General features: G+C 64.0%; 19 protein-coding genes. 11 read left to right on the plus strand and 8 right to left on the minus strand.

The features are described 5' to 3' along the window. Positions 1-77: 77 nt before the first annotated feature. Positions 78-452, plus strand: coding sequence for a hypothetical protein (locus RAZWK3B_RS18165; protein ID WP_007817742.1), 375 nt, complete (start codon positions 78-80; stop codon positions 450-452). Between the two features lie 111 nt (positions 453-563). On the opposite strand, the gene glyA is transcribed toward RAZWK3B_RS18165, so the two are convergent. Next, complete coding sequence (glyA, locus tag RAZWK3B_RS18170) at positions 564-1871, minus strand: serine hydroxymethyltransferase (protein WP_007817745.1); 1308 nt, start codon at positions 1869-1871, stop codon at positions 564-566. Positions 1872-2044: 173 nt separating this feature from the next. On the opposite strand from glyA, the gene RAZWK3B_RS18175 reads away from it, so the two are divergent. From RAZWK3B_RS18175 to RAZWK3B_RS18185, 3 genes are all read left to right on the plus strand, one after another. Next, entirely contained in the window at positions 2045-2806 is a 762-nt protein-coding gene (locus RAZWK3B_RS18175) for an NAD kinase (RefSeq protein WP_007817746.1), read from the plus strand. Between the two features lie 100 nt (positions 2807-2906). Continuing rightward, positions 2907-3584 carry a DUF4396 domain-containing protein gene (locus RAZWK3B_RS18180; protein WP_007817748.1) on the plus strand — a complete coding sequence of 226 codons (678 nt, stop codon included), beginning with the start codon at positions 2907-2909 and terminating at the stop codon, positions 3582-3584. Between the two features lie 56 nt (positions 3585-3640). Then, positions 3641-4348 carry a type 1 glutamine amidotransferase domain-containing protein gene (locus RAZWK3B_RS18185; protein WP_007817750.1) on the plus strand — a complete coding sequence of 236 codons (708 nt, stop codon included), beginning with the start codon at positions 3641-3643 and terminating at the stop codon, positions 4346-4348. An 11-nt stretch (positions 4349-4359) separates the two neighbouring features. On the opposite strand, the gene RAZWK3B_RS18190 is transcribed toward RAZWK3B_RS18185, so the two are convergent. From RAZWK3B_RS18190 to RAZWK3B_RS18200, 3 genes are all read right to left on the minus strand, one after another. Further along, positions 4360-4905 (minus strand): CIA30 family protein, encoded by a 546-nt coding sequence (locus tag RAZWK3B_RS18190; RefSeq protein ID WP_007817752.1) that lies wholly within the window; start codon positions 4903-4905, stop codon positions 4360-4362. A gap of 122 nt (positions 4906-5027) precedes the next feature. Further along, positions 5028-6920, minus strand: coding sequence for a propionate-CoA ligase PrpE (gene prpE, locus RAZWK3B_RS18195; protein WP_007817754.1), 1893 nt, complete (start codon positions 6918-6920; stop codon positions 5028-5030). Between the two features lie 245 nt (positions 6921-7165). Beyond that, positions 7166-9445: an NADP-dependent malic enzyme gene (locus RAZWK3B_RS18200; RefSeq protein WP_007817756.1), complete on the minus strand. Its 2280-nt coding sequence runs from the start codon at positions 9443-9445 to the stop codon at positions 7166-7168. Between the two features lie 158 nt (positions 9446-9603). On the opposite strand from RAZWK3B_RS18200, the gene RAZWK3B_RS18205 reads away from it, so the two are divergent. From RAZWK3B_RS18205 to RAZWK3B_RS18225, 5 genes are all read left to right on the plus strand, one after another. Then, entirely contained in the window at positions 9604-9996 is a 393-nt protein-coding gene (locus RAZWK3B_RS18205; protein ID WP_007817759.1) for a cytidine deaminase, read from the plus strand. Between the two features lie 3 nt (positions 9997-9999). Further along, positions 10000-11304, plus strand: a complete 1305-nt coding sequence (locus RAZWK3B_RS18210; protein ID WP_007817762.1) for a thymidine phosphorylase — start codon at positions 10000-10002, stop codon at positions 11302-11304. A 2-nt stretch (positions 11305-11306) separates the two neighbouring features. After that, positions 11307-12494 (plus strand): phosphopentomutase, encoded by a 1188-nt coding sequence (locus RAZWK3B_RS18215; RefSeq protein ID WP_007817764.1) that lies wholly within the window; start codon positions 11307-11309, stop codon positions 12492-12494. Between the two features lie 85 nt (positions 12495-12579). Continuing rightward, positions 12580-13212: a uracil phosphoribosyltransferase gene (gene upp / locus RAZWK3B_RS18220; RefSeq protein WP_007817766.1), complete on the plus strand. Its 633-nt coding sequence runs from the start codon at positions 12580-12582 to the stop codon at positions 13210-13212. Between the two features lie 65 nt (positions 13213-13277). Further along, positions 13278-14828 carry an SPOR domain-containing protein gene (locus RAZWK3B_RS18225; RefSeq protein WP_007817768.1) on the plus strand — a complete coding sequence of 517 codons (1551 nt, stop codon included), beginning with the start codon at positions 13278-13280 and terminating at the stop codon, positions 14826-14828. Positions 14829-14862: 34 nt separating this feature from the next. Here the strand turns inward: RAZWK3B_RS18225 and RAZWK3B_RS18230 are convergent, their stop codons facing one another. After that, positions 14863-15468 (minus strand): flavin reductase family protein, encoded by a 606-nt coding sequence (locus tag RAZWK3B_RS18230; protein ID WP_007817770.1) that lies wholly within the window; start codon positions 15466-15468, stop codon positions 14863-14865. 89 nt (positions 15469-15557) lie between these two features. Here RAZWK3B_RS18230 and RAZWK3B_RS18235 point away from each other — a divergent pair, with 89 nt between their 5' ends. Then, positions 15558-16043, plus strand: a complete 486-nt coding sequence (locus RAZWK3B_RS18235) for a GNAT family N-acetyltransferase (protein ID WP_007817772.1) — start codon at positions 15558-15560, stop codon at positions 16041-16043. A 53-nt stretch (positions 16044-16096) separates the two neighbouring features. After that, positions 16097-16846 carry an EcsC family protein gene (locus RAZWK3B_RS18240; RefSeq protein ID WP_037296259.1) on the plus strand — a complete coding sequence of 250 codons (750 nt, stop codon included), beginning with the start codon at positions 16097-16099 and terminating at the stop codon, positions 16844-16846. Between the two features lie 225 nt (positions 16847-17071). On the opposite strand, the gene ptsP is transcribed toward RAZWK3B_RS18240, so the two are convergent. From ptsP to RAZWK3B_RS18255, 3 genes are all read right to left on the minus strand, one after another. Further along, complete coding sequence (gene ptsP / locus RAZWK3B_RS18245; protein ID WP_007817776.1) at positions 17072-19315, minus strand: phosphoenolpyruvate--protein phosphotransferase; 2244 nt, start codon at positions 19313-19315, stop codon at positions 17072-17074. 72 nt (positions 19316-19387) lie between these two features. Further along, on the minus strand, positions 19388-20626 hold the full coding sequence (locus RAZWK3B_RS18250; RefSeq protein WP_007817778.1) for an aspartate kinase: 1239 nt from the start codon (positions 20624-20626) through the stop codon (positions 19388-19390). A gap of 122 nt (positions 20627-20748) precedes the next feature. Then, positions 20749-21315, minus strand: a complete 567-nt coding sequence (locus RAZWK3B_RS18255) for a response regulator transcription factor (protein ID WP_007817780.1) — start codon at positions 21313-21315, stop codon at positions 20749-20751. Positions 21316-21348 lie beyond the last annotated feature (33 nt).

The raw sequence follows: 21348 nt of genomic DNA on the forward strand, positions 1-21348 counted from the left end.
CAAGGGTGCTCCAGCAAGAGCCACCCCTATTGAGGGTCTCTGCCGGTCGCTGTAGGTTGCCCAATGGGAGTCGCGAAGTGATTGATCCAGAAGAGATAAACCAGGACGTTGCGCAGCTGGAAACGCTGTTGCGCGAGAGGCTTGGCATCCGTGGCGCCACATTCGCCAAACAGCTGCGCCGTGCGGGTCGCCGCTTGCCCCGTTTCGCCCGTCGGGCCGGACAGGTCATCACGCAGTCCCAGCAGATGATGCAGCATCCGCGCCTTGCCGCACAGGTGGACCGGGCCGCTGTTGATCATGCTATCGGCATCCTTCGCGCCCATCTGTCCGGGATCGATCCTGTGCAGCGCCGCATGAGAACGATTCTCGGTCTGGTGGGTGTGATCGTCTTCAACCTGTTGATCTTGCTCACACTTGTGATGCTGGTCCTGCGTTGGCGTGGCGTGATTTGACTGCGGGCACCCTGCCAGCGATTGTTTAACAAGCTCTGAACGCGGCGACCCTCGCACGCATAACCCCGCGCAGACCGGCTGCGCGGGGTTATGCTCAATCCGTCAAGTGTCTCAGATGTTTGGATAAAGCGGGAACCGCGCGCACATCGCTTCGACCTCGGCTTTCACCTTGGCTTCGACCGCGTGATTGCCATCCTCACCATTCGCGGCCAGCCCGTCGACCACTTCGACGATCCAATCCGCGATCTGGCGGAACTCGGCCTCACCAAAGCCGCGCGTCGTTCCGGCGGGCGATCCAAGACGGATACCGCTGGTCACGGTTGGCTTTTCCGGGTCGAACGGTACGCCGTTCTTGTTGCAGGTGATATGGGCCCGGCCAAGCGCCTTTTCGGTCGCGTTGCCCTTGACGCCCTTGGGCCGCAGATCAACCAGCAAAACATGGGTATCCGTGCCATGCGTGACGGTGTCCAGACCCCCTTTGATCAGCTGGTCGCTCAGCGCCTGCGCATTCGCGATGACCTGCTGGATATAGGTCTTGAATTCGGGGCGCAGCGCCTCTCCGAAGGCGACGGCCTTCGCGGCGATCACATGCATCAGCGGCCCACCCTGAATGCCGGGGAAGATGGCCGAGTTGAACTTCTTCGCCAGTGCCTCGTCATCCGTCAGGATCATGCCGCCACGCGGACCACGCAGGGTCTTGTGGGTGGTGGTGGTGGCCACATGCACATGCGGGAACGGGTTGGGATATTCCCCCGCCGCGATCAGACCGGCAAAATGTGCAACGTCGGCAAGCACATAGGCGCCCACGCTGTCGGCGATCTCGCGGAACTTCGCAAAGTCGAGCTTGCGCGGAATGGCCGAGCCGCCGGCGATGATCATCTTGGGTTTGTGTTCGGCGGCAAGGCGGGCGATCTCGTCGTAATCCACGTCCAGCGTATCGCGGCGCACGCCGTATTGAACGGCATTGAACCACTTGCCCGACTGGTTGGGCGCCGCGCCGTGGGTCAGGTGACCGCCCGCGTCGAGGCTCATGCCAAGGATTGTATCGCCGGGCTGCAGAAGGGCCGTGAACACGCCCTGATTGGCCTGACTGCCCGAATTGGGCTGCACATTGGCGAAGCTGCAGCCGAACAGCTGGCAGGCCCGTTCGATCGCCAGATTTTCTGCAATATCAACGAACTGGCATCCGCCATAATAACGGCGGCCGGGATAGCCTTCGGCGTATTTGTTGGTCATCACGCTGCCCTGAGCCTCCATCACGGCGGCGGAGACAATGTTTTCGCTGGCGATCAGTTCGATCTCTTCGCGCTGTCGGCCCAGTTCAAGACCAATGGCCTTGGCGATCTCGGGATCGCGTGATGTCAGGGATTCGGTGAAAAACCCTTGGCTGACAAAGGGCTGGTTTCCATCATGAGGCATAGTGGCAACTCCGTGCGTATCACTTTGGCGGTTTTCCTATCGGAAACCTAGTGTTTTTGAAAGCTTGTAAAGCGACAAAAGGGGTTGCCGGACCGGCATTACTGGCGCAACAGGTGGAATTGTGGTTCCATCCGACCCACAAGACGCCCTTGGGAAACGGAACAGCGCCTGACATGGCCAAAAAGATCGCCTTCGCTGCAAGCGACGCTCCCACCGCACAGACTGCCCGGGCAGCCTTGATCTCGCGTTACGGCACTACGCCCGAAGAGGAGGCGGATGTGATCGTGGCCCTTGGTGGCGACGGGTTCATGCTGCATACCTTGCACCGCACCCAAGGGCTTCGGGCGCCTGTCTATGGCATGAACCGCGGTACCGTCGGCTTCTTGATGAATGAATATTCCGAAACCGATCTGACCGAGAGGCTGGACGCCGCTCAGGAAGAGGTCATCAATCCCCTGCGCATGAAGGCCCAAGGGGCCGATGGCCAAGTGCATGATGCCCTTGCAATCAACGAGGTGTCGCTCTTGCGCGCAGGGCCGCAGGCCGCCAAGCTGAAGATCACCATCGATGGGAATTTGCGGCTGGCCGAGCTGGTGTGTGATGGCGCGCTCGTGGCGACCCCCGCCGGATCAACCGCCTACAACTACAGTGCGCATGGCCCGATCCTGCCGATCGGGTCGGATGTTCTGGCGCTCACGGCGGTCGCAGCGTTCCGTCCACGGCGGTGGCGGGGGGCTTTGTTGCCGAAGACGGCGCATGTGAGGTTTGATGTGATCGAGCCGGAGAAACGGCCGGTGATGGCGGATGCGGATAGTATATGGGTCGAGAATGTGTTGTGGGTGGAAATCCATTCAGAACCAAGTATTTCGCACCGAATCCTGTTCGATCCGGGGCACGGGCTGGAAGAGCGGTTGCTGCGCGAACAGTTCGTCTGACCCCCAAAAAACCGCATCGGTATCACGTCGGTAAAACGTCGGTATCACGTCGGTGTGAGGGACGGTTTCATCCTGTCGGGGCGCCTCTTAGGTGCTGGGAATGGAACAGGCAGCCACCACCCTTACGGCGATCCTTGCCCACCCGCTGTTTCTGACAGTCTGGGCCTTGGCGATGCTGCCAAGCCTTGCGATCCTGTTGTGGGATATGCGGGTGCGCAATGCGCATCTCATGCCGCTGATGAAATGGGTCTGGGCCTTGACGGTGATCTATTCCGGTCCGGTCGGACTGGCGGTTTATGGATGGTCGGGTCGCAAGGAGATTCCTGCCGATGGTCCATGGCGGCGTGCTGCCCGGTCAGTGGCGCATTGCTATTCCGGCTGCGGCATGGGCGAGATCGCGGGCCTTGTGCTGACGGTGGGCATCCTGTCGCTGAGCACGGTCTGGGTGGCGGGCGTCACATTTGCCTTTGCCTATGCGGCGGGCTTTGCGCTGACGGTCGGCCCGCTGATGCAGGAGGGCACGCCGTTTGGTGCGGCGGTGCGCGACGCGCTGTGGTCCGAAACACCGAGTATCACGGTCATGGAGATCGTGGCGATCGGGGTGGACCTGACGCTGGCGGGCGATGCGGGGATGGGTGATGTGCTGTTCTGGTCGTCGATGATCGTGTCGCTGACCTGCGGGCTGATCGCGGCCTACCCGGTCAACCTGATCCTGATCCGACTGGGCATCAAGCAAGGCATGATGGACCCGCGCAACACCGATCACGCCCATGGCTGATCGCGCGGCCCATCCCTGAAAACCAACTGTAAGCAACTTTAAAGGAGGCAACGCAAATGACACGCGTTCTGATGGTTCTGACATCCTGGGACAAGCTGGGCGATACCGGCGACAAAACCGGGTTCTTCTGGGAGGAAATGGCCAAGCCCTATTGGTCGTTCCGCGATGCGGGGCTGCAGGTCGATTTGGCCAGCGTGCGGGGCGGGCATCCACCGGCCGATCCCGGCTCGGACGATGGCAATGGCCAGCGGACCGAGGCGGTGCAGCGTTTCATGGATGACGCGGATGCGATGACAGCGCTGGAGACCACCGCCAAGCTGGCCGATATCGACCCGTCGCAATATGACGCGGTGTTCCTGCCCGGTGGTCATGGCACGATGTGGGACCTGCGCCAGACCGAGGCGGTGGGGCAGGCCGTGTCGCGTATCTATGAGCGCGGCGGTGTGGTCGGCGCGGTCTGCCACGGCCCTGCGGGCCTGCTGGGGGCGACCGAGCCGGGCGGTGCGCCGCTGGTGCAAGGCAAGCGCGTCAACGGCTTCACCAATTCCGAGGAAAAGGCTGCCGGGCTTGATACCGTGGTGCCGTTCCTGCTGGAAGACGCGCTGAAGGAGCAAGGGGCCAAGTTCCAGCACAGCGTCGAGGATTTCTGCGGCTTTGCGGTGCGTGACGGACGTCTTGTGACAGGGCAGAACCCGGCCTCGTCCGAGATGGTGGCGCACCGGATGCTGGAGGCGCTGGAAGAGGCCGGGCTCAAGGCCGCCTGACCATTGTCAGATCAGTAAAGACCGATCCACCGGGCCGTGACATCGGCCCGGTGGTTGCGGCCATAGGCGACCACGCCAAGGCTTGTCACGGTTTCGGGCAGGGGGGTGGCACGCAGCATTCGGCCCGAAGGCTTGAAGGCTGTGAAGGGCAGGCGGACCGTCTGCCAGTCATCGCTTGTCTGGAAGGGCGCGTTGTAGAATTGCCAAGGCAGGATCGTGCCCCGCGTGCGCAAAAAGACGTAATACCGCTCGCCATTGCCGCGCACCTGCAGCACAACGCCTTGGGCTTCGGCGGGGAAACCTTGTTCCAGCTCGGCGCGCGCCTGAATGAAGCCGCCGTTGTTTTTTATGCTCACATCGCCGATGAGGCGAAGATATGTCTCGCCCTCCAGGCTTTCGGCGCGCGCGCCGCCGTGGCTCACGCCGCCCATCACCTGATCCGAGATATAGCGCCATTCGGTCACCGGGGGCGGGGTATAGTCGCTCACCGGGTTGGCATTGGCGGGCAGGCCCAGAAACAGGCCGGTGAAAAGGGCGATCAGGGGGCGAAAAGGCATGGCAGCACTCCGTCATTCAGAGTGGATATAGGGTCGCGCGCGGGGTTTTGCATCCTGCCAAACGACAGGCGCCGCCAAGGCCCGAGCCATGGCGGCGCAAGATCTGCGGGGTCGGGCGCAGATCATCCCTTGGCGTAGCCGATGCCCTGAAGTGCCGCGCGAATCTCGTCGAGGATCGCGGGATCGTCGATCGTGGCGGGCATCTTGTACTCGGTCCCGTCGGCGATCTTGACCATGATGGCGCGCAGGATCTTGCCCGAGCGCGTCTTGGGCAGGCGGTCGACGACCACGGCGAGCTTGAAGGCCGCAACCGGGCCGATCTGATCGCGCACCATCTTGACGCATTCGCGAGCAATCTCGTCATGCGGGCGGTCGACCCCTTTGGTGAGGCAGACGAAGCCCACGGGCAACTGGCCCTTGAGCTCGTCCGAGACGCCGATCACGGCGCATTCGGCCACATCGGGATGGGCAGCAAGCACCTCTTCCATGGCACCGGTGGACAGGCGGTGGCCAGCCACGTTGATGACGTCATCGGTGCGCGCCATGATCCACAGATAGCCGTCCTTGTCCTTCATCCCGGCATCGCCCGTCTCGTAATAACCGGGGAAGGTGTTGAGATAGGATTTGTGGAACCGCGCTTCGGCGTTCCACAGCGTCGGCAGGGTGCCGGGCGGCAGGGGCAGCTTGATCGCGATGGCGCCCAGTTCGCCCGCGGGCATTTCATGCCCTGAGTCGTCGAGGATCTGCACGTCATAGCCGGGCATCGCCACGGTGGGTGAGCCGATCTTGACGGTCAGGGCTTCGATCCCGGCGGGATTGCCGACGATGGGCCAGCCGGTTTCGGTTTGCCACCAATGGTCATAGACCGGCACGCCCATCACGTCCTGCGCCCATTCGATCGTGTCGGGATCGGCGCGTTCCCCGGCCAGATAGAGCGCGCGCAGGCAGGACATATCGTAATTCTTGATCAACTCGCCCTTGGGGTCGTCGCGCTTGATCGCCCGAAAAGCCGTGGGGGCGGTAAAGAAGCTGCGCACGTTGTGTTCGCTGATGACCCGCCAGAACGTACCGGCATCGGGGGTGCCCACGGGCTTGCCTTCGAAGACGATGGTGGTGTTGCCGTGGATCAGCGGCCCGTAGCAGATATAGGAATGGCCCACGACCCAGCCCACATCCGAGGCGGCCCAGAACACATCGCCGGGATCGACATTGTAGATGTTCTTCATCGACCAGTTGAGCGCCACGAGATGCCCGCCGGTGTGGCGGACCACGCCCTTGGGGGCGCCCGTGGTGCCGGAGGTATAGAGAATATAGGCGGGATGGTTGCCTTCGACGGGCACGCAATCTGCAGGGGTGGTGCCATATTGGAAGCCGTGCCAATCGTGATCGCGGCCCGGAGTGAGGCTGGCCACTTCCTGCTCGCGCTGGAAGATCACGCAGAATTCGGGTTTGTGGCTGGCCTGTTCGATGGCGCCGTCGACGAGGGGTTTGTAATGCACGACGCGGCCCGGCTCGAGCCCGCAGGAGGCGGCGATGATCGCCTTGGGTTTGCAATCCTCGATCCGGACGGCCAGCTCATGGGCGGCGAAGCCCCCGAACACGACCGAATGAATGGCGCCCAGACGGGCGCAGGCCAGCATCGCCTCGACTGCCTCGGGGATCATCGGCATGTAGATGATGACCCGGTCGCCCTTTTCGATGCCTTGGGCGCGCAGGGCGCCGGCGAGGCTGGCCACACGGTCACGCAGCTCGGCATAGGTGATTTCGTGCTTGGTGTGGGTGATCGGGCTGTCGTGGATGATCGCCACCTGATCGCCGTGGCCCCGTTCGACATGGCGGTCGACGGCGTTGTAGCAGGTGTTCACCAGACCGTCGGAATACCATTCATACAGAGGCGCGTTGTCGTCGAAGAGCGCCTTCGAGGGCATCCTGTCCCAGTCGATCGCCTTGGCCTGCTCCATCCAGAACCCTTCGGGGTCCGCCTGCCAGTTTTCGTATACGGCCTTGTACGCCATGTCAGTCTCCTCCGGTCCTTTGCAAAACTGTTACGGGGTCAGGGGGCCGCGCGGCAAGGGAGTTGGCGGATTTCGCGGCGGATTACCGCAAGAAATTTGCAGAGATGGGCAAGGGAAGCCTGCAAATTTTTGCAAACCACCTTTATATATTCGGATTGAGGGGCAAAATGCCGGATGATTGCAAAGCTGCAAACCCATGCGCTGCAAATTCAGCGCATGGGAGATTCGCAGGCCGTCAAGACCGCTCAGCCGTAGTGGCGCACCGGGGTTCCGGCGATGGCGGCCATGTTTAGCAAGCCGCGCGCGGTGACGCCGGGGGTCACGATATGCGCGCGGTTGCCCATGCCCATCAGGATCGGCCCCACTTCCAGCCCGCCGGCCTTCATCTTGAGGATGTTGCGCACGCCCGAGGCCGCGTCGGCATGAGCAAAGATCAGCACATTGGCGGCCCCTGTCATGCGGTTGTCGGGCAAGAGACGTGCGCGCAACTCGGGATCGAGCGCCGCGTCGATGTTCATCTCGCCCTCATAGGCGAAATCGCGGGGTGCTGAATCAAGGATCTCGAGCGCCTCGCGCAGACGCCGGCCAGATCCTTCGGACTGGTTGCCGAATTGTGACTGCGAGCAGAGCGCGACATTGGGCACGATGCCGAAGCGGCGCACGTGGCGGGCGGCCCCGATCGCGGCCTCGGCCAGTTGTTCGGGGGTGGGCCGGGAATGCACATGGGTGTCGGCAATGAAGAGCGGGCCATCTTCGAGGATCATCAAAGACAGCGCGCCATGCGGGCGCAGATCCGCCCCGCCAAGCACCTGGGTGATGTAGTTCAGATGCCAGCGATATTCGCCGAACGTGCCGCAGATCAGGCTGTCGGCCTCGTCGCGATGGACCATCACGGCGCCGATGGCGGTGGTGTTGGTGCGCATGATCGCCTTGGCCAGGTCGGGGGTCACGCCGCGACGCTTCATGATCTCGTGATAGCTGCCCCAATAGTCGCGATAGCGGGGGTCGTCCTCGGGGTTGACGATGCTCACGTCGCGGCCGGGCCGGATGGTCAGGCCCAGCCGTTCGCAGCGCTGTTCGATCACCGAGGGGCGGCCGATCAGGATGGGGGTTTCGGTGGTTTCCTCGAGGATCGCCTGTGCGGTGCGCAGCACGCGTTCATCCTCGCCTTCGGCAAAGACGATGCGCCGTGCGGCGGTGCGCGCGGCATCGAAGACCGGGCGCATCAGCAGTGCAGATTTGTAGACGCTTGCATCAAGGCTGGCGCGGTAGGCGTCGAGATCGGCGATCGGGTGGCGGGCGACGCCGCTCTCCATCGCGGCGCGTGCCACGGCGGTCGAGACGATACCGGAGAGCCGCGGATCAAAGGGCTTGGGAATCAGGTAATCGGCCCCGAAGGACATCTGCTCACCCTTGTAGGCGGCGGCGGCTTCGGCCGAGGTGGTGGTGCGCGCCAGTTCGGCGATCCCTTCGACGCAGGCCACCTGCATCGCGTCGTTGATCTCGGTGGCGCCAACATCCAATGCGCCCCGGAAAATAAAGGGGAAGCATAGCACGTTGTTGACTTGATTGGGAAAATCGCTGCGGCCCGTGGCGATGATCGCGTCGGGCGCCACGGCGCGGGCCTCGTCGGGCATAATCTCGGGGTTGGGGTTGGCAAGCGCGAAGATGATCGGGCGCGCCGCCATTTTCGCGACATGCTCGGGCTTGAGCACATTGGGGCCGGAGAGGCCGAGAAAGAGGTCCGCATCATGAATGACATCACCCAGTTCGCGCAGGTCGGTCTCTTGGGCAAAGGCCTCTTTCTGGGGGTTCATGTCTTCGGTGCGGCCCTTGTAGACCAGCCCGTGGATGTCGCACAGCCAGATGTTCTGACGCTTGACACCCAGCTTCAAGAGCAAGTTCAGGCAGGCGATGCCGGCAGCACCCCCGCCCGTCGAGACGATCTTGATATCCTCGAAACGTTTGCCTGCGACGAAGAGTGCATTGGTGGCCGCGGCGCCGACGACGATGGCAGTGCCGTGCTGATCGTCGTGAAAGACCGGGATATTCATGCGCTCGCGGCAGAGTTTCTCGACGATGAAACAATCGGGCGCCTTGATGTCTTCGAGGTTGATCGCCCCGAAGGTGGGTTCCAGAGCGCAGACGATATCGGCGAATTTCTCGGGGTCGCTTTCATCGACTTCCAGATCGAAGCAGTCGATATTGGCGAATTTCTTGAACAGAACCGCCTTGCCCTCCATCACCGGCTTGGAGGCCAGCGGCCCGATATTGCCAAGCCCCAGAACGGCTGACCCGTTGGTGACGACGGCGACAAGGTTGCTGCGCGCGGTGTAGCGGGCGGCATTGGCCGGATCGTCCTTGATTTCAAGGCAGGCATCGGCCACGCCCGGCGAATAGGCGCGGGCAAGATCACGGCCATTGGCGAGCGGCTTGGTCGCCCGGATCTCGAGCTTTCCCGGCTTGGGGAATTCGTGATAGGCCAGTGCCGCCTGACGCAGGTTTTCTTTCTGGTTGTCGGTCATTCGATCCTCCCTCACACCATTTAGTTTAGCATTAAACTAAATTTCTGGCGGCGCAATCCCGCGCTTTATGGCGGGTTGCGCCAGCTTGCATCCGGTTGCGTCAGGACGCAATGTGAAACCCGCAAGGCCTGCGGGGCTGCAACGCGAGGGAGAGGCCGATGGATTTGCTGGATCAGGCACGCGCTGCGCGCGAAAGGGCTTATGCGCGTTATTCCGGCTTCAAGGTGGGTGCTGCGGTGCGCGGTGCCTCGGGGCGGGTCTATGTCGGGTGCAATGTCGAGAACGCCGCTTATCCCGAAGGCACCTGCGCGGAAACGGGGGCCATCGCCGCGATGGTGGCTGCCGGTGAGACCGCGCTGATCGAGGTGGCGATCATCGCCGACAGTCCCGCGCCGATCAGCCCGTGTGGCGGGTGTCGCCAGAGGCTGGCCGAGTTCGGCGGCGGCGAGACGCGGGTCATCATGGCGACGCTGGATGGCCAGCAGGCAACCGCGCGGCTGGATGAGTTGCTGCCGGGGGCGTTTTCCTCGGTCAGTCTGCCGAGGGGGTGAGGGATGGATGCGCGCGCGATCATCGCGTCTGTCCGTGATCGTGCTGCGATCGGGCAGGCGGAATTGTCGTGGTTCGCCAATGGGCTGGCCGATGGACGGGTGAGCGACGCGCAGGCCGGCGCCTTTGCGATGGCGGTTCTGTTGAACGGGTTGGGTGAGGCGGGCCGCACGGCGCTGACGTTGGCGATGCGCGACAGTGGCGAAACGCTGGACTGGTCGCTGGATGGCCCGGTGATCGACAAGCATTCGACCGGTGGGATCGGCGATTGCGTCAGCCTGATCCTTGCCCCGGCCTTGGCGGCGTGCGGAGCCTATGTGCCGATGATCTCGGGCCGGGGGCTGGGGCATACGGGGGGCACGCTGGACAAGCTGGAGGCTGTTCCGGGGCTGTGCACGGCCATGTCGGGCGAGAGGTTTCGGGATGTGGTGGCGCAGGTCGGCTGCGCAATCGTCAGTGCCAGCGCGCGGATGGCGCCGGCGGATCGGCGGCTTTATGCGATCCGCGATGTTTCGGCGACGGTCGAGAGCCTTGATCTGATCACCGCGTCGATCCTGTCCAAGAAGCTTGCGGCGGGGTTGGAGGGGTTGGTGCTCGATGTGAAGATGGGCTCGGGGGCGTTCATGAAAGGGCTTGAAGAGGCGCGCGCCTTGGCGTCGGCTTTGGTGGAGACGGCCAATGCCGCGGGGTGCCGGACGAGTGCCGTGATCTCGGATATGAGCCAGCCGCTGGCGCCTGCTGCGGGCAATGCGCTGGAGGTGGCCGAGGCGATGCGGGTGCTTTGTGGCGCCGGGGACGGGCGGCTGGCGGAGCTGACGGTGGTGCTGGGGGGCATGGCGCTTGGGGATGCGGGGCTTGCCGACAGCCGAGAGGAGGGGGAAGAGGCGCTGCGCAAGGTCTTGGGTGACGGGCGCGCGGCCGAGTGTTTCGGGCGGATGATCGCCGCGATGGGCGGGCCGACGGGATTTGTCGAGACATGGGAGCAGGTGCTGCCCGTGGCACCCGTGATCCGGGATCTGCTGGCGCCGCGCGCGGGTTATGTCCGCGCGATGAATGGCGAGGCGATGGGACTGGCGGTGATCGGGCTTGGCGGCGGGCGGCAGGTTGAAACCGATGCGGTCGATCCGGCGGTGGGGCTGGACCGGGTGATGCCGCTCGGGAGCCGGGTGGAGGCGGGGGCGCCGCTCTTGCGGATCCATGCCGCAAGGCAGGATCAGGCCGACCGGGCCGCGGCTGCGCTGTTGCAGGCCATCGAGATCGGGGAGGCCGCGCCCGATCTGCCGCCGCTTGTGCACGAAAGGCTGGGCTGAGGATGGCGCGCGCTTTTCTCGTGGTGCTCGATTCGGTGGGCATCGGTGGGGCGCCGGATGCGGCGCGGTTTTTTGGTGGCGGGCGGTCGGACAGGGGCGCCAACACGGTCGCCCATATCGCGCAGGCCCGCCCCGGTGGTCTGCATCTGCCGGTGATGGACCGGCTGGGGCTGGGGGCGGCTGTTCGGCTGGCTTCGGGTGATGAAACTCCGGGGCTAGGGACGGAGCCAGAGGGGCTGTGGGGCTGCGCCACCGAAGCCTCGCCCGGCAAGGACACGCCAACGGGCCATTGGGAACTGGCGGGGGTGCCGGTGCCTTGGGTCTGGCACTATTTCCCGGATGAGGAGCCGGCCTTTCCCGATGAGGTGGTCAAGGCGGTCACGGATGCCGCGGGTACCGAAGGTATCTTGGGCAATTGCCACGCCTCGGGCAGCGAGATCGTCGCCCGGCTGGGGGCCGAGCATCTGCGCACGGGATGGCCGATCTGCTATACGTCGGCGGATAGTGTGTTTCAGATCGCGGCCCATGAGGAGTCCTTTGGGCTGCAGAGGTTGCTTGATCTGTGCCGCGCGGTGGCGCCGTTGCTTCATAAGATGCGCGTCGGGAGGGTGATCGCGCGGCCCTTCGTGGGGGATGCCGACACCGGCTTTGTGCGCACCACCAACCGGCGCGACTTTGCCATCCCGCCGCCCGCGCCCACGCTGTGCGATTGGGTGCGGCAGGCGGGGGGCAAGGTGCATGCCATCGGAAAGATCGGGGACATCTTCTCGATGCGGGGGATCGATGATGTCCACAAGGGCACCGATGCCGAGCTGATGGACCATCTGGTGCGCGCGGTCGACAGGGCCGAGCCGGGAAGCCTGACCTTTGCCAATTTCGTGGAATTCGACAGCCTTTATGGTCATCGCCGCGATGTGGAGGGCTATGCGAGGGCGCTGGAATGGTTCGATGCGGCGCTTGGCCGTATCCTGCCGGGCCTGCGACCCGGCGATCTGATGGTGCTGACCGCCGATCATGGCAATGACCCGACTTGGCCCGGCACCGAACATACCCGTGAGCGGGTGCCGGTGCTGGTGGCGGGGCTGGGGAGCGGACAGATCGGCAAAGTGGCTTTTGTGGATGTGGCCGCCAGTGTTGCCGCGCATCTCAAGCTGCCTGAGCGGGGGCCGGGGCGCAGTTTTCTGCCCTAGACGCAGTGCCCAATCCCGTTGCCCTTGGCGGCGGTTTCTGAAAAACAGGGTGAACGCATAGACCGGCACATTCGAGGATCCCGAGATGAAAGAGCATCTGACCGTCGTCAAACACCCGCTAATCCAGCATAAACTGACGCTCATGCGGGAAAAGGACACCTCGACCGCCGTGTTCCGGCAGCTTCTGCGCGAGATCAGTCAGCTTCTGGCCTATGAGGTCACCTATGAACTGGACATGACCACGCGACGCATCGAAACGCCCCTGCAGGAGATGGACGCCCCGGTTCTGGCGGGCCGCAAGCTGGCGCTGATTTCGATCCTTCGGGCGGGCAATGGCCTGCTGGATGGGATGCTGGAGCTGATCCCGTCTGCAAGGGTGGGCTTCGTGGGGCTTTACCGGGACGAAAAGACGCTGAAGCCGGTGCAATATTACTTCAAGGTTCCCGATTATCTGGACGAGCGCATGGTGATCGTGGTCGATCCGATGCTGGCGACGGGCAATTCCTCGGCGGCGGCGGTGGATTTGCTGAAGCAATCGGGGGCGAAGCATATCCGGTTCTTGTGCCTGCTGGCCGCGCCCGAAGGGGTGGCCCGAATGAAGGAGGCGCATCCCGATGTGCCGATTGTCACGGCGGCGCTGGATGAGCGGCTGAACGACAAAGGATATATCCTTCCGGGACTAGGTGATGCGGGTGACCGCATGTATGGCACAAAATAAGCTATTCGTTGTTTACTAACCGGAACAAATCGGGCAGACTTTGTCCGTCTGTTCCGGGGTGTGTCATGAGAGTTTTCAAAGTCGTTGCGATTGCTGCTGTCGCGGTTCTGGGCTTGGGCGAAAATGCGCCCGCACAGCAATCGTCAACCAACGCCATTCCCGCAGAAATACCGCCGGCATCCTTTGCCGGACGCCAATATGTCGACAGCAACGGTTGCGTGTTCATCCGGGCCGGTGTGGGTGGTGCGACCACCTGGGTGCCGCGCGTGACACGTTCGCGCCAACTGGTCTGCGGGTTTCAGCCCAGCCTTCCGGGATTGAGCCGGACGGCTGACGCGCCCGCCCAGACCGCCCCCGCCCAGACCGCCCCCAGAGCGGCCGCCCCGACCCAGACAACCCGTGTTCAGACAGCGCCAGCTGCGCCGGCCACAGCGCCTGCGCGGACCGCGCCGGCCCGCACGGTGACACAGGGTCCCGCGCGTGTCGCAACCCCAGCACCTGCGCCGCGCCCGCAGCCTGTGACGGTGCAGCAGCGCCGCGTCGCACCCGCCCAAGCCCCTGCCGCGGCGCCTGCGCCTGTCAGGATCGTCACCCAGCCACCGGCCCAAAGGACCTTGCCCGTCGTGACGGCGCCAGCCGTTGTCATGGCACCGGCAGCGCGCCGGGAGGTGGTGTCCTCCTGTCCGGGGCTGACCGGCGTGTCGGCGCGGTATTCCACGGGCGAAGGTGTGCGCTGTGGTCCGCAGACAAGCGCGCATGTGACCTATATCGAAGGCGGTGGCGGAAGCGGCGCCAAGGTGCGACGCGTGGTCGTGACCCAGCCTTACGCTGCACGTGGGTCGGATTTGACCGTGGTGCCACAGGTCCCTGTTCATGCAGGGTCTGCGCGCGTTCTGGCGCCTGTTTCGCGTCAGGTGGCGGTGACTGGCCAAACGCGGGTCGTGCCGCGGCATGTCTATGAGCAGCAAGTGAAATCCCAGGGCATTACCGTGCCGCACGGCTACAAGAAAGTCTGGGAGGATGACAGGCTCAACCCCTATCGTGCGCATCAAAACTTTGATGGCAAGGCCAATATGGAAGTGATCTGGTCGAAAACCGTGCCGCGCTATCTGATCGATACGCGCACGGGGCGTGATGTCAGTTTCCGCTTTCCCGGGTTGCGCTATCCGTTCACCAGTTTCGAGCAGCAGCGCGCGGCCGGTATTGTCGTCGCAACGCAAGGGCGTGTGGTGCCCGATCCGATCCGGGTGACGCGAAACGGCACTGTCCGAAGCTCTGCGTCGGACCGCCAGCCCCTTGGCATGGCCGAGGTGCGGCGCTCCGGCGAGGGTGGGACAAGGGCCGTCATCTCGACCCGGTCGCAGCAGCCCAAGGCGCAGGCGGCACAGTCCGGCAAGCGGTATGTGCAGGCTGGCATGTTCGGCGATCACGGTAATGCGCGCGCTGCGGCACAGCGTTTGGCCAACACCGGATTGCCTGCGCGCATGGGCCGGATCACCCGTGGGGGACAGACCTATACGCTCGTGCTTGCCGGGCCATTCGGCTCTGCACAAGAGCTGCAAGCCGGGTTGGTCCGCACACGGCAGGCAGGTTTCAGCGACGCGTTCCCCCGCTAACGGTTGGCCCTCATTGGCGATCCGGCGGACTGGGTCATTCGCCCGGGCGGTTGAGTGCGAACGTGTCGCGCACGACCGTGTAGTCACGATATCCCAGGCGGGCCAGCGGGTTGAACGCCAGAACATCGAACATACCGTCCTTGAGGCAGTCGTCGCGCATGTGAACGCCCGTCACCTCTCCGAAGACCGCGACATTCGCTTCTCCGGGCAGGGTCACGATCTGGGTGAGTCTGCATTCGAGATTGGCCGGCGCGCCAGCCACACGCGAACAGGCGATGGTGTCGCACTCGGCACGGTCGATCCCGGCGAGCGTGAATTCGTCCACGTCACTGTCCCAGGCGCCTGATGTCTGGTTCATGGCGTCGCGCATGGCGTATTCCACGATATTGACGCAAAACACGCCGGTCTCCCGGATATTGGCGACGCTGTCCTTGGTGTCGCCCCGATCCGCCTTGGCCGAGGTCGAGGCGAACATCACCTGCGGCGGCACATAGGCCACGGCGTTGAAGAAGGAATAGGGCGCAAGGTTGTCCTGCCCGTCCTTGCCACGGCTGGAAATCCAGCCGATGGGGCGGGGTGTCACGATGGCGTTGAACGGGTTGTGCGGCAGGCCGTGGCCGTCTTCGGGACGATAGAACATCAGAGAGCGCCTCGCTTGTTTTCTGGGTTTGTGCCAGACCTAACGGCGTGCTACGCGCAAATCCAGCCGATTTTGCAAGGAGTTGCGCTGTGTCCGAGCTGCGCCCGGAAACCGATGAGGACTGGTGGGAAATCGAAGCGCTCTATGACCTGTGCTTTGCGCCGGGTCGCGAGGCGCTGTCATCCTATCGCTTGCGCGATGGGGTCCCGCCTGTCCGGGGCCTCAGCCTTGTGGCGCGTGACGATGACGGAATTCTGGCCGGCGCGATCCGCTACTGGCCCGTGCAGGTGGCCGGGCGCCGGGCGCTGCTTCTGGGGCCGGTGGCGGTGCATCCCACACGGCAGGGCGAGGGTCTGGGCGGCTGGCTGATCCGCGAAAGCCTTGTGCTCGCAGCGGCGCAGGGCTGGGACCGGGTGCTGCTGGTCGGGGATGAACCCTATTATGGCCGGTTCGGGTTTCGCCGCCTGACGGGCATCGAGATGCCGCCGCCCACCAACCCGGCCCGTGTGCTTGGACTGGAGCTCAAACCCGGGGCCTGGGACAAGATCACCGGCAAGGTCGAGCGCGGTGCTTGAAAAGCACGGCGCAAGCGCCGATCTTGATGACGAACCGTCGGAAGGGCGCCGCCATGGACATCATTGCAAAACCGATGGATGCCGCAGAGGTCTCGCGTCATCTCGATGATCTGGCCGCGCGCCATGCCCGGGCGGCCTCGCCGGGATTGCAGGTCCTGAACCTGATCGGCGGACAGGCCGAAAACCTGCTCGACCGGTTGCCGGGCCCCGTGCGCGACAGGCTCGACAGCGCCACTGTCGATGCGCTGACCCGAGCGATGGAGGCGGCACATCGCTCGCGCGGGCTGGTGGCCGAAAGCCCCGGCTGGATGACCCGGGCGCTGACCACGGCGATGGGGGCTGCCGGCGGGTGGGGCGGGCTGCCCACCGCTCTGGCCGAACTGCCGATCACCACGACCATTCTGTTGCGCGCCATTCAGGACGCCGCCATCGAGCAGGGATTTTCCCCCGAGGAACAAGCGGTGCGCTTCGATTGCGTTCAGGTCTTCGCGGCAGCAGGGCCGCTTGACCATGACGATGGGGCCGATCTCGCCTTTCTGAGCACGCGTTTGGCGCTGACCGGCACCACGATGCGCGCCATGATCGCGCGCGTCGCGCCCCGGCTCGCGACGGTGCTGGGCCAGAAACTGGCAGCCCAGACCGTGCCGGTCCTGGGGGCGGCTGCTGGGGCTGCGACGAACTATGCCTATACGAGCTATTATCAACAGATGGCGCATGTACATTTCGGGCTGCGGCGGTTGGCGATCGAAAGCGGCCGCGATCATGCCGATTTGGTCGAGGCGTTTCGCGAACGTCTTGGGTAAGGCGGTCGGTATCACGTCGGTATAGCGTCGGTATCCTGTCGGTGCGCGGAAAACGGATGGGGGCCTCCGGCGGGAGTATTGGGGGAACGATGAAAGAGGCGCCACATGCGCGTTTCTTCTGGGCGAAAATATCCTGGGGGGAGGCGTTGAAAATCGCTTGATTTTCAACGTCGGGGGCAGAGCCCCCAGACCGGAATTTTCTTGAAAATTCCGGCTGTGGCGGGTTCAGAGTTTGCCGCGCAGATAGGTCATCACGGCAGGGCGGACCGATTGGGTGCCGGTCTCGCGGGCCTCGTGGATCACGCGGCGCAGTTCGGTGAGGTCGGTGCGCCGGAGAATGGATTTCACTGGCCCGATCGAGGCCGGGCGCATGGACAGGCTGTGCAGGCCGATCGCGGCAAGGCACGCGGCTTCCACGGGGCGGCCCGCATCCTCACCGCAGAAGCTGAGCGGTGTGCCAAGGCTCTTGCAGCGCTCGACGATGCTTTCGAGAAAGGTCAGGAAGCTGACATTGAGCGTGTCGTAGCGGCGCCGGACCAGTTCGTTTTCGCGATCGGCGGCGAAGAAGAATTGCTTGAGATCGTTGCCGCCGATCGACAGAAAATCGACCTCGCGGTAGAAACTGTCCGGGGCGAAGGCGAGCGACGGGGTTTCGAGCATCGCGCCCACTTCGAGCGAGGCGGGCAGGGGGTGGCCGAGGATGCGCTCGCGCTCCAGCGCCTTGTCCATCTCGGCCTTGGCGGCGGTGTATTCCTCGCGCTGCGCCACGAAGGGAAACATCACCGTCAGGGGCTGGCCTGCGGCGGCGCGGATCAGCGCCTGCAGCTGCATGCGCATGACACCGGGTTTGTCGAGACCGACGCGCACCGCCCGCCATCCCAAGGCGGGGTTGGGCTCGTTCACGGCCTTCATGTAGGGCAGCACCTTGTCGGAGCCGATATCGAGCGTACGAAACACCACGCGCTTGCCTTTGGAGGCCTCCATCACGCGGGCGTAAAGCCCGCTGAGTTCGGCCCGTTTGGGCATGTGGTTGCGCACCAGGAATTGCAATTCGGTGCGGAAAAGGCCCACCCCTTCGGCGCCCGAGCTGTCGAGGCTGGGCAGGTCGGCCATGAGCCCCGCATTCATCAGCAATGTGACCCGTGTGCCGCAGAGCGTTTCGGCCGGTTTGTCGCGGATCGACACGTAGCGTTCCTGCGCCTGCGCCTGCATGGCCATCTTGTCGCGGAAGGCGGAGGCGACCGTGTCGTCCGGGCGCAGATGCACGATGCCCTGATCGCCATCGACGAGGATCTTGTCACCGTTCAACGCCTCGGTGGTTACACGTTCGGCATGGATCACCAGGGGAATGGCCAGGGCACGTGCGACGATTGCCGCATGTGAGCCGACCGAGCCTTCCTCGAGCACGATCCCCTTGAGCGATCGACCATAATCGAGCAATTCCGCAGGGCCGATATTGCGCGCGATCAGGATCGGGTCGGCGGGCATTTCTGCACCGGTCTGATTGCCCTGGCCGGTGAGGATGCGCAGCAGACGGTTGCTCAGATCGTCCAGATCGTGCAGCCGCTCGCGCAGATAGCTGTCCGAGACCTGAGACATCCGGGCGCGCGCCGTGGATTGTTCCTTTTCCACCGCCGCTTCGGCTGAGAGACCGCGGTCGATATCTTCTTCCATGCGCCGCATCCAGCCCTTGGAATTGGCGAACATGCGGTAGGCTTCGAGCACCTGCAGCTGGTCCTTGTCGCCGCCCACCGCCGTGGACAGCATCCGGTCGACGCCGACGCGCAACTGGTCGACCGCTTCGCGCAGGCGCTCCAGCTCGCGTTTGGGATCGTCGGCGATCGGATTGGTGACCACCACGCGGGGTTCGTGCAGCCAGACATGGCCCTGGGCGGCGCCTTCCTGGGCGGATGTGCCGCGAAACAGCACCGCCTGCTGGTGGCGCGCGGACATGGCAGCACCTTCGCCCACGAAAGCCCCCAGTTCGGCCATTTCGGCGATGACCATGGCGACCACTTCGAGCGCGTAGATTTCCTCGTCGGAATAGATGCGCGCCTCGCGGGACTGAACCACAAGCACGCCGAGCATCTCGCCGAGGCGTTGGATCGGCACGCCGAGGAAGGCGCGATAGGCCTCTTCTCCGGTTTCGGGCATGTAGCGGAAACCGGGCGTGCCGGGGGCGTCGTCGGTATTGATGATCGCGCCGGTACGGGCCACGCGGCCTACAAGCCCTTCGCCAAGCCGCATCCGGGTTTCATGCACCGCCTGGGGGTTCAGGCCTTCGGTGGCGCAGAGTTCGAGGGTCTCCTCGTCGCGGAAGAGGTAGATCGAGCAGACTTCGGTGCGCATCTCTTCGGCGATAAGCAGCGTGATGCGGTCCAGCCTTTGCTGGCCTGCCGCCTCTTCAGCCATGACCGAGCGCAGGCGGCCCAGCATCTGGCGGCTGTCGGTCTCGAAGTCATGCGTCATTGCAAATGCCGTGGGTTTCTGACCGAGTCACTTGGGGCTACACCTGTGGCCCACCCGAGCAGGGTGACGGGTTCAGGCGGATTTGTCCAACCCGAAGGCATCATGCAGGGCCTGGACGGCGAGTTCCATGTATTTCCTGTCGATCAGGACGGAAATCTTGATCTCGGAAGTGGCGATGACCTTGATGTTGACGCCCTCGTTGGACAGGGTCTTGAACATCTTGGCGGCCACACCCGACTGGCTGCGCATCCCGATCCCCACGGCCGAGACTTTGGCAACATTGGTGTCGGCGACCAGATCATGGTAATTGACCTCGCCGCGTTCCTTGGCCGCCTGGAGCGCTTTTTCGGCGCGAAGCACCTGATCCGTGGGGCAGGAGAAGGTCATGTCGGTGCGGCCCTCTTCCGAAATGTTCTGCACGATCATGTCCACGTTCACGCCGGCATCGGACAGCGGGCCGAAGATGGCGGCGGCGATGCCGGGGCGGTCGGCCACGGAGATGAGGGTCATCTTCGCCTCGTCGCGCGAATAGGCGATGCCATTGACGACATTTGATTCCATGATTTCCTCCTCGGCACAGACAAGGGTGCCGGCGTCATCCGATTGTTCCTCGAAGCTGCTGAGCACGCGCAGCTTCACATTGTAGCGCATTGCAAGTTCGACCGAACGGGTCTGCAGCACCTTGGCGCCGAGCGAGGCCAGTTCGAGCATTTCCTCGAAGGCGATCCGGTCAAGCCGGCGGGCCTTGTCGCAAATGCGCGGATCGGTGGTGTAGACGCCATCGACATCGGTGTAGATATCGCAGCGTTCGGCGTCGAAGGCGGCGGCGAAGGCCACGGCTGTTGTGTCCGATCCACCCCGGCCAAGCGTGGTGATGCGGCCTTCGGGGCTGACGCCCTGAAAGCCCGCGACGACGGCGACCCGCATGCCTTCGGCGAATTTGGCGTTGATGTTGTCGGGGGGGATATCCTCGATCCGGGCGGCGGAATGGACCGAGGTGGTCTTGACCGGCACTTGCCAGCCTTGCCAGCTGCGCGCGGGGATGTCCATTTCCTGCAAGGTGAGCGCCATGAGGCCGGCGGTCACGTTCTCGCCCGAGCTGACGACGGCATCATATTCGCGCGCATCGTAAAGTGGAGAGGTTTCGTTCACGAATCCGACGAGTTCGTTTGTCTTGCCCGCCATGGCCGAGACGATGACGATCACGTCATAGCCCTTTGCCACCTCAACGCCGACGCGTTTGGCGGCACGACGAATGCGGTCGAGCGTGGCGACGGATGTGCCGCCGAATTTCATCACGAGAACGGGCATGGGCCTATCCCTGGCTGCAATCCGGGCGGGGTTTACGCTTGGTTGCGGCCAAGAGCAAGATACAAGCTGTCGATGACTGCCGATTTATGCAGGGTCGGCTGCGCCCGGATCTCAGGCGGATATCAGACGGGGCTGGCGCGTTGCATCGTTTCGCGCAGCTTTTTCATGCGGCGTTGAAACGTGCGGCGATGCATGTTCAGGCGGCGCGCGGCCTCGGTCGTGTTGTCGCCAGCTTCGCGGTAGATGCGCTGCATGTGTTCCAGCCGCGCGGCATCCGGGTCGATCGGATTGTCGGGCGGCGCTGCGCGCCCTTCGCGAGGGGCGAGGAGGGCCGCGACGATCTCATCGGCGGTCGTGGGTTTGGCCAGATAGTCGATCGCGCCGTGTTTCACGGCGGCGACGGCGGTGGGCGTGTTGCCATAGCCGGTGAGCACGATGGGGCGCGCATCCGGACGCCGGGTGCTGAGGGCTTCGATATAGCTGAGGCCCGAGCCATCATCGAGTCGCAGGTCCACCACTGCAAAGGCGGGCGGAGAGGGTTCGAGAAGGCCGATCGCGCCGGTGACGGAGGCCGAGGTGGTGACCGAAAAGCCACGCTTGCCGAGTGCCTTGGCCAGTTGCGTGCGCAGCGCGTCATCATCCTCGACGATCATCAGCGTGCGGTCTTGCAGGTCTGCGATATCTGTCATTCTAGCCCCCGAGAAAATGGTAACCGGTCTGGA

Source organism: Roseobacter sp. AzwK-3b (assembly GCF_000170875.1).
In the GTDB taxonomy this organism is placed as follows: Bacteria; Pseudomonadota; Alphaproteobacteria; order Rhodobacterales; family Rhodobacteraceae; genus Roseovarius; species Roseovarius litoreus.

Excerpts from the sequence above, each read along its gene's own strand:
- RAZWK3B_RS18240 (WP_037296259.1), top strand. The coding sequence starts at position 16,097 with ATGGACATCATTGCAAAACCGATGGATGCCGCAGAGGTCTCGCGTCAT.
- prpE (WP_007817754.1), bottom strand. The coding sequence starts at position 6,920 with ATGGCGTACAAGGCCGTATACGAAAACTGGCAGGCGGACCCCGAAGGG.
- RAZWK3B_RS18200 (WP_007817756.1), bottom strand. The coding sequence starts at position 9,445 with ATGACCGACAACCAGAAAGAAAACCTGCGTCAGGCGGCACTGGCCTAT.
- RAZWK3B_RS18255 (WP_007817780.1), bottom strand. The coding sequence starts at position 21,315 with ATGACAGATATCGCAGACCTGCAAGACCGCACGCTGATGATCGTCGAG.
- glyA (WP_007817745.1), bottom strand. The coding sequence starts at position 1,871 with ATGCCTCATGATGGAAACCAGCCCTTTGTCAGCCAAGGGTTTTTCACC.
- RAZWK3B_RS18225 (WP_007817768.1), top strand. The coding sequence starts at position 13,278 with ATGAGAGTTTTCAAAGTCGTTGCGATTGCTGCTGTCGCGGTTCTGGGC.
- RAZWK3B_RS18175 (WP_007817746.1), top strand. The coding sequence starts at position 2,045 with ATGGCCAAAAAGATCGCCTTCGCTGCAAGCGACGCTCCCACCGCACAG.
- RAZWK3B_RS18250 (WP_007817778.1), bottom strand. The coding sequence starts at position 20,626 with ATGCCCGTTCTCGTGATGAAATTCGGCGGCACATCCGTCGCCACGCTC.
- RAZWK3B_RS18210 (WP_007817762.1), top strand. The coding sequence starts at position 10,000 with ATGGATGCGCGCGCGATCATCGCGTCTGTCCGTGATCGTGCTGCGATC.
- RAZWK3B_RS18185 (WP_007817750.1), top strand. The coding sequence starts at position 3,641 with ATGACACGCGTTCTGATGGTTCTGACATCCTGGGACAAGCTGGGCGAT.
- upp (WP_007817766.1), top strand. The coding sequence starts at position 12,580 with ATGAAAGAGCATCTGACCGTCGTCAAACACCCGCTAATCCAGCATAAA.
- RAZWK3B_RS18190 (WP_007817752.1), bottom strand. The coding sequence starts at position 4,905 with ATGCCTTTTCGCCCCCTGATCGCCCTTTTCACCGGCCTGTTTCTGGGC.
- ptsP (WP_007817776.1), bottom strand. The coding sequence starts at position 19,315 with ATGACGCATGACTTCGAGACCGACAGCCGCCAGATGCTGGGCCGCCTG.
- RAZWK3B_RS18180 (WP_007817748.1), top strand. The coding sequence starts at position 2,907 with ATGGAACAGGCAGCCACCACCCTTACGGCGATCCTTGCCCACCCGCTG.
- RAZWK3B_RS18205 (WP_007817759.1), top strand. The coding sequence starts at position 9,604 with ATGGATTTGCTGGATCAGGCACGCGCTGCGCGCGAAAGGGCTTATGCG.
- RAZWK3B_RS18230 (WP_007817770.1), bottom strand. The coding sequence starts at position 15,468 with ATGTTCTATCGTCCCGAAGACGGCCACGGCCTGCCGCACAACCCGTTC.
- RAZWK3B_RS18215 (WP_007817764.1), top strand. The coding sequence starts at position 11,307 with ATGGCGCGCGCTTTTCTCGTGGTGCTCGATTCGGTGGGCATCGGTGGG.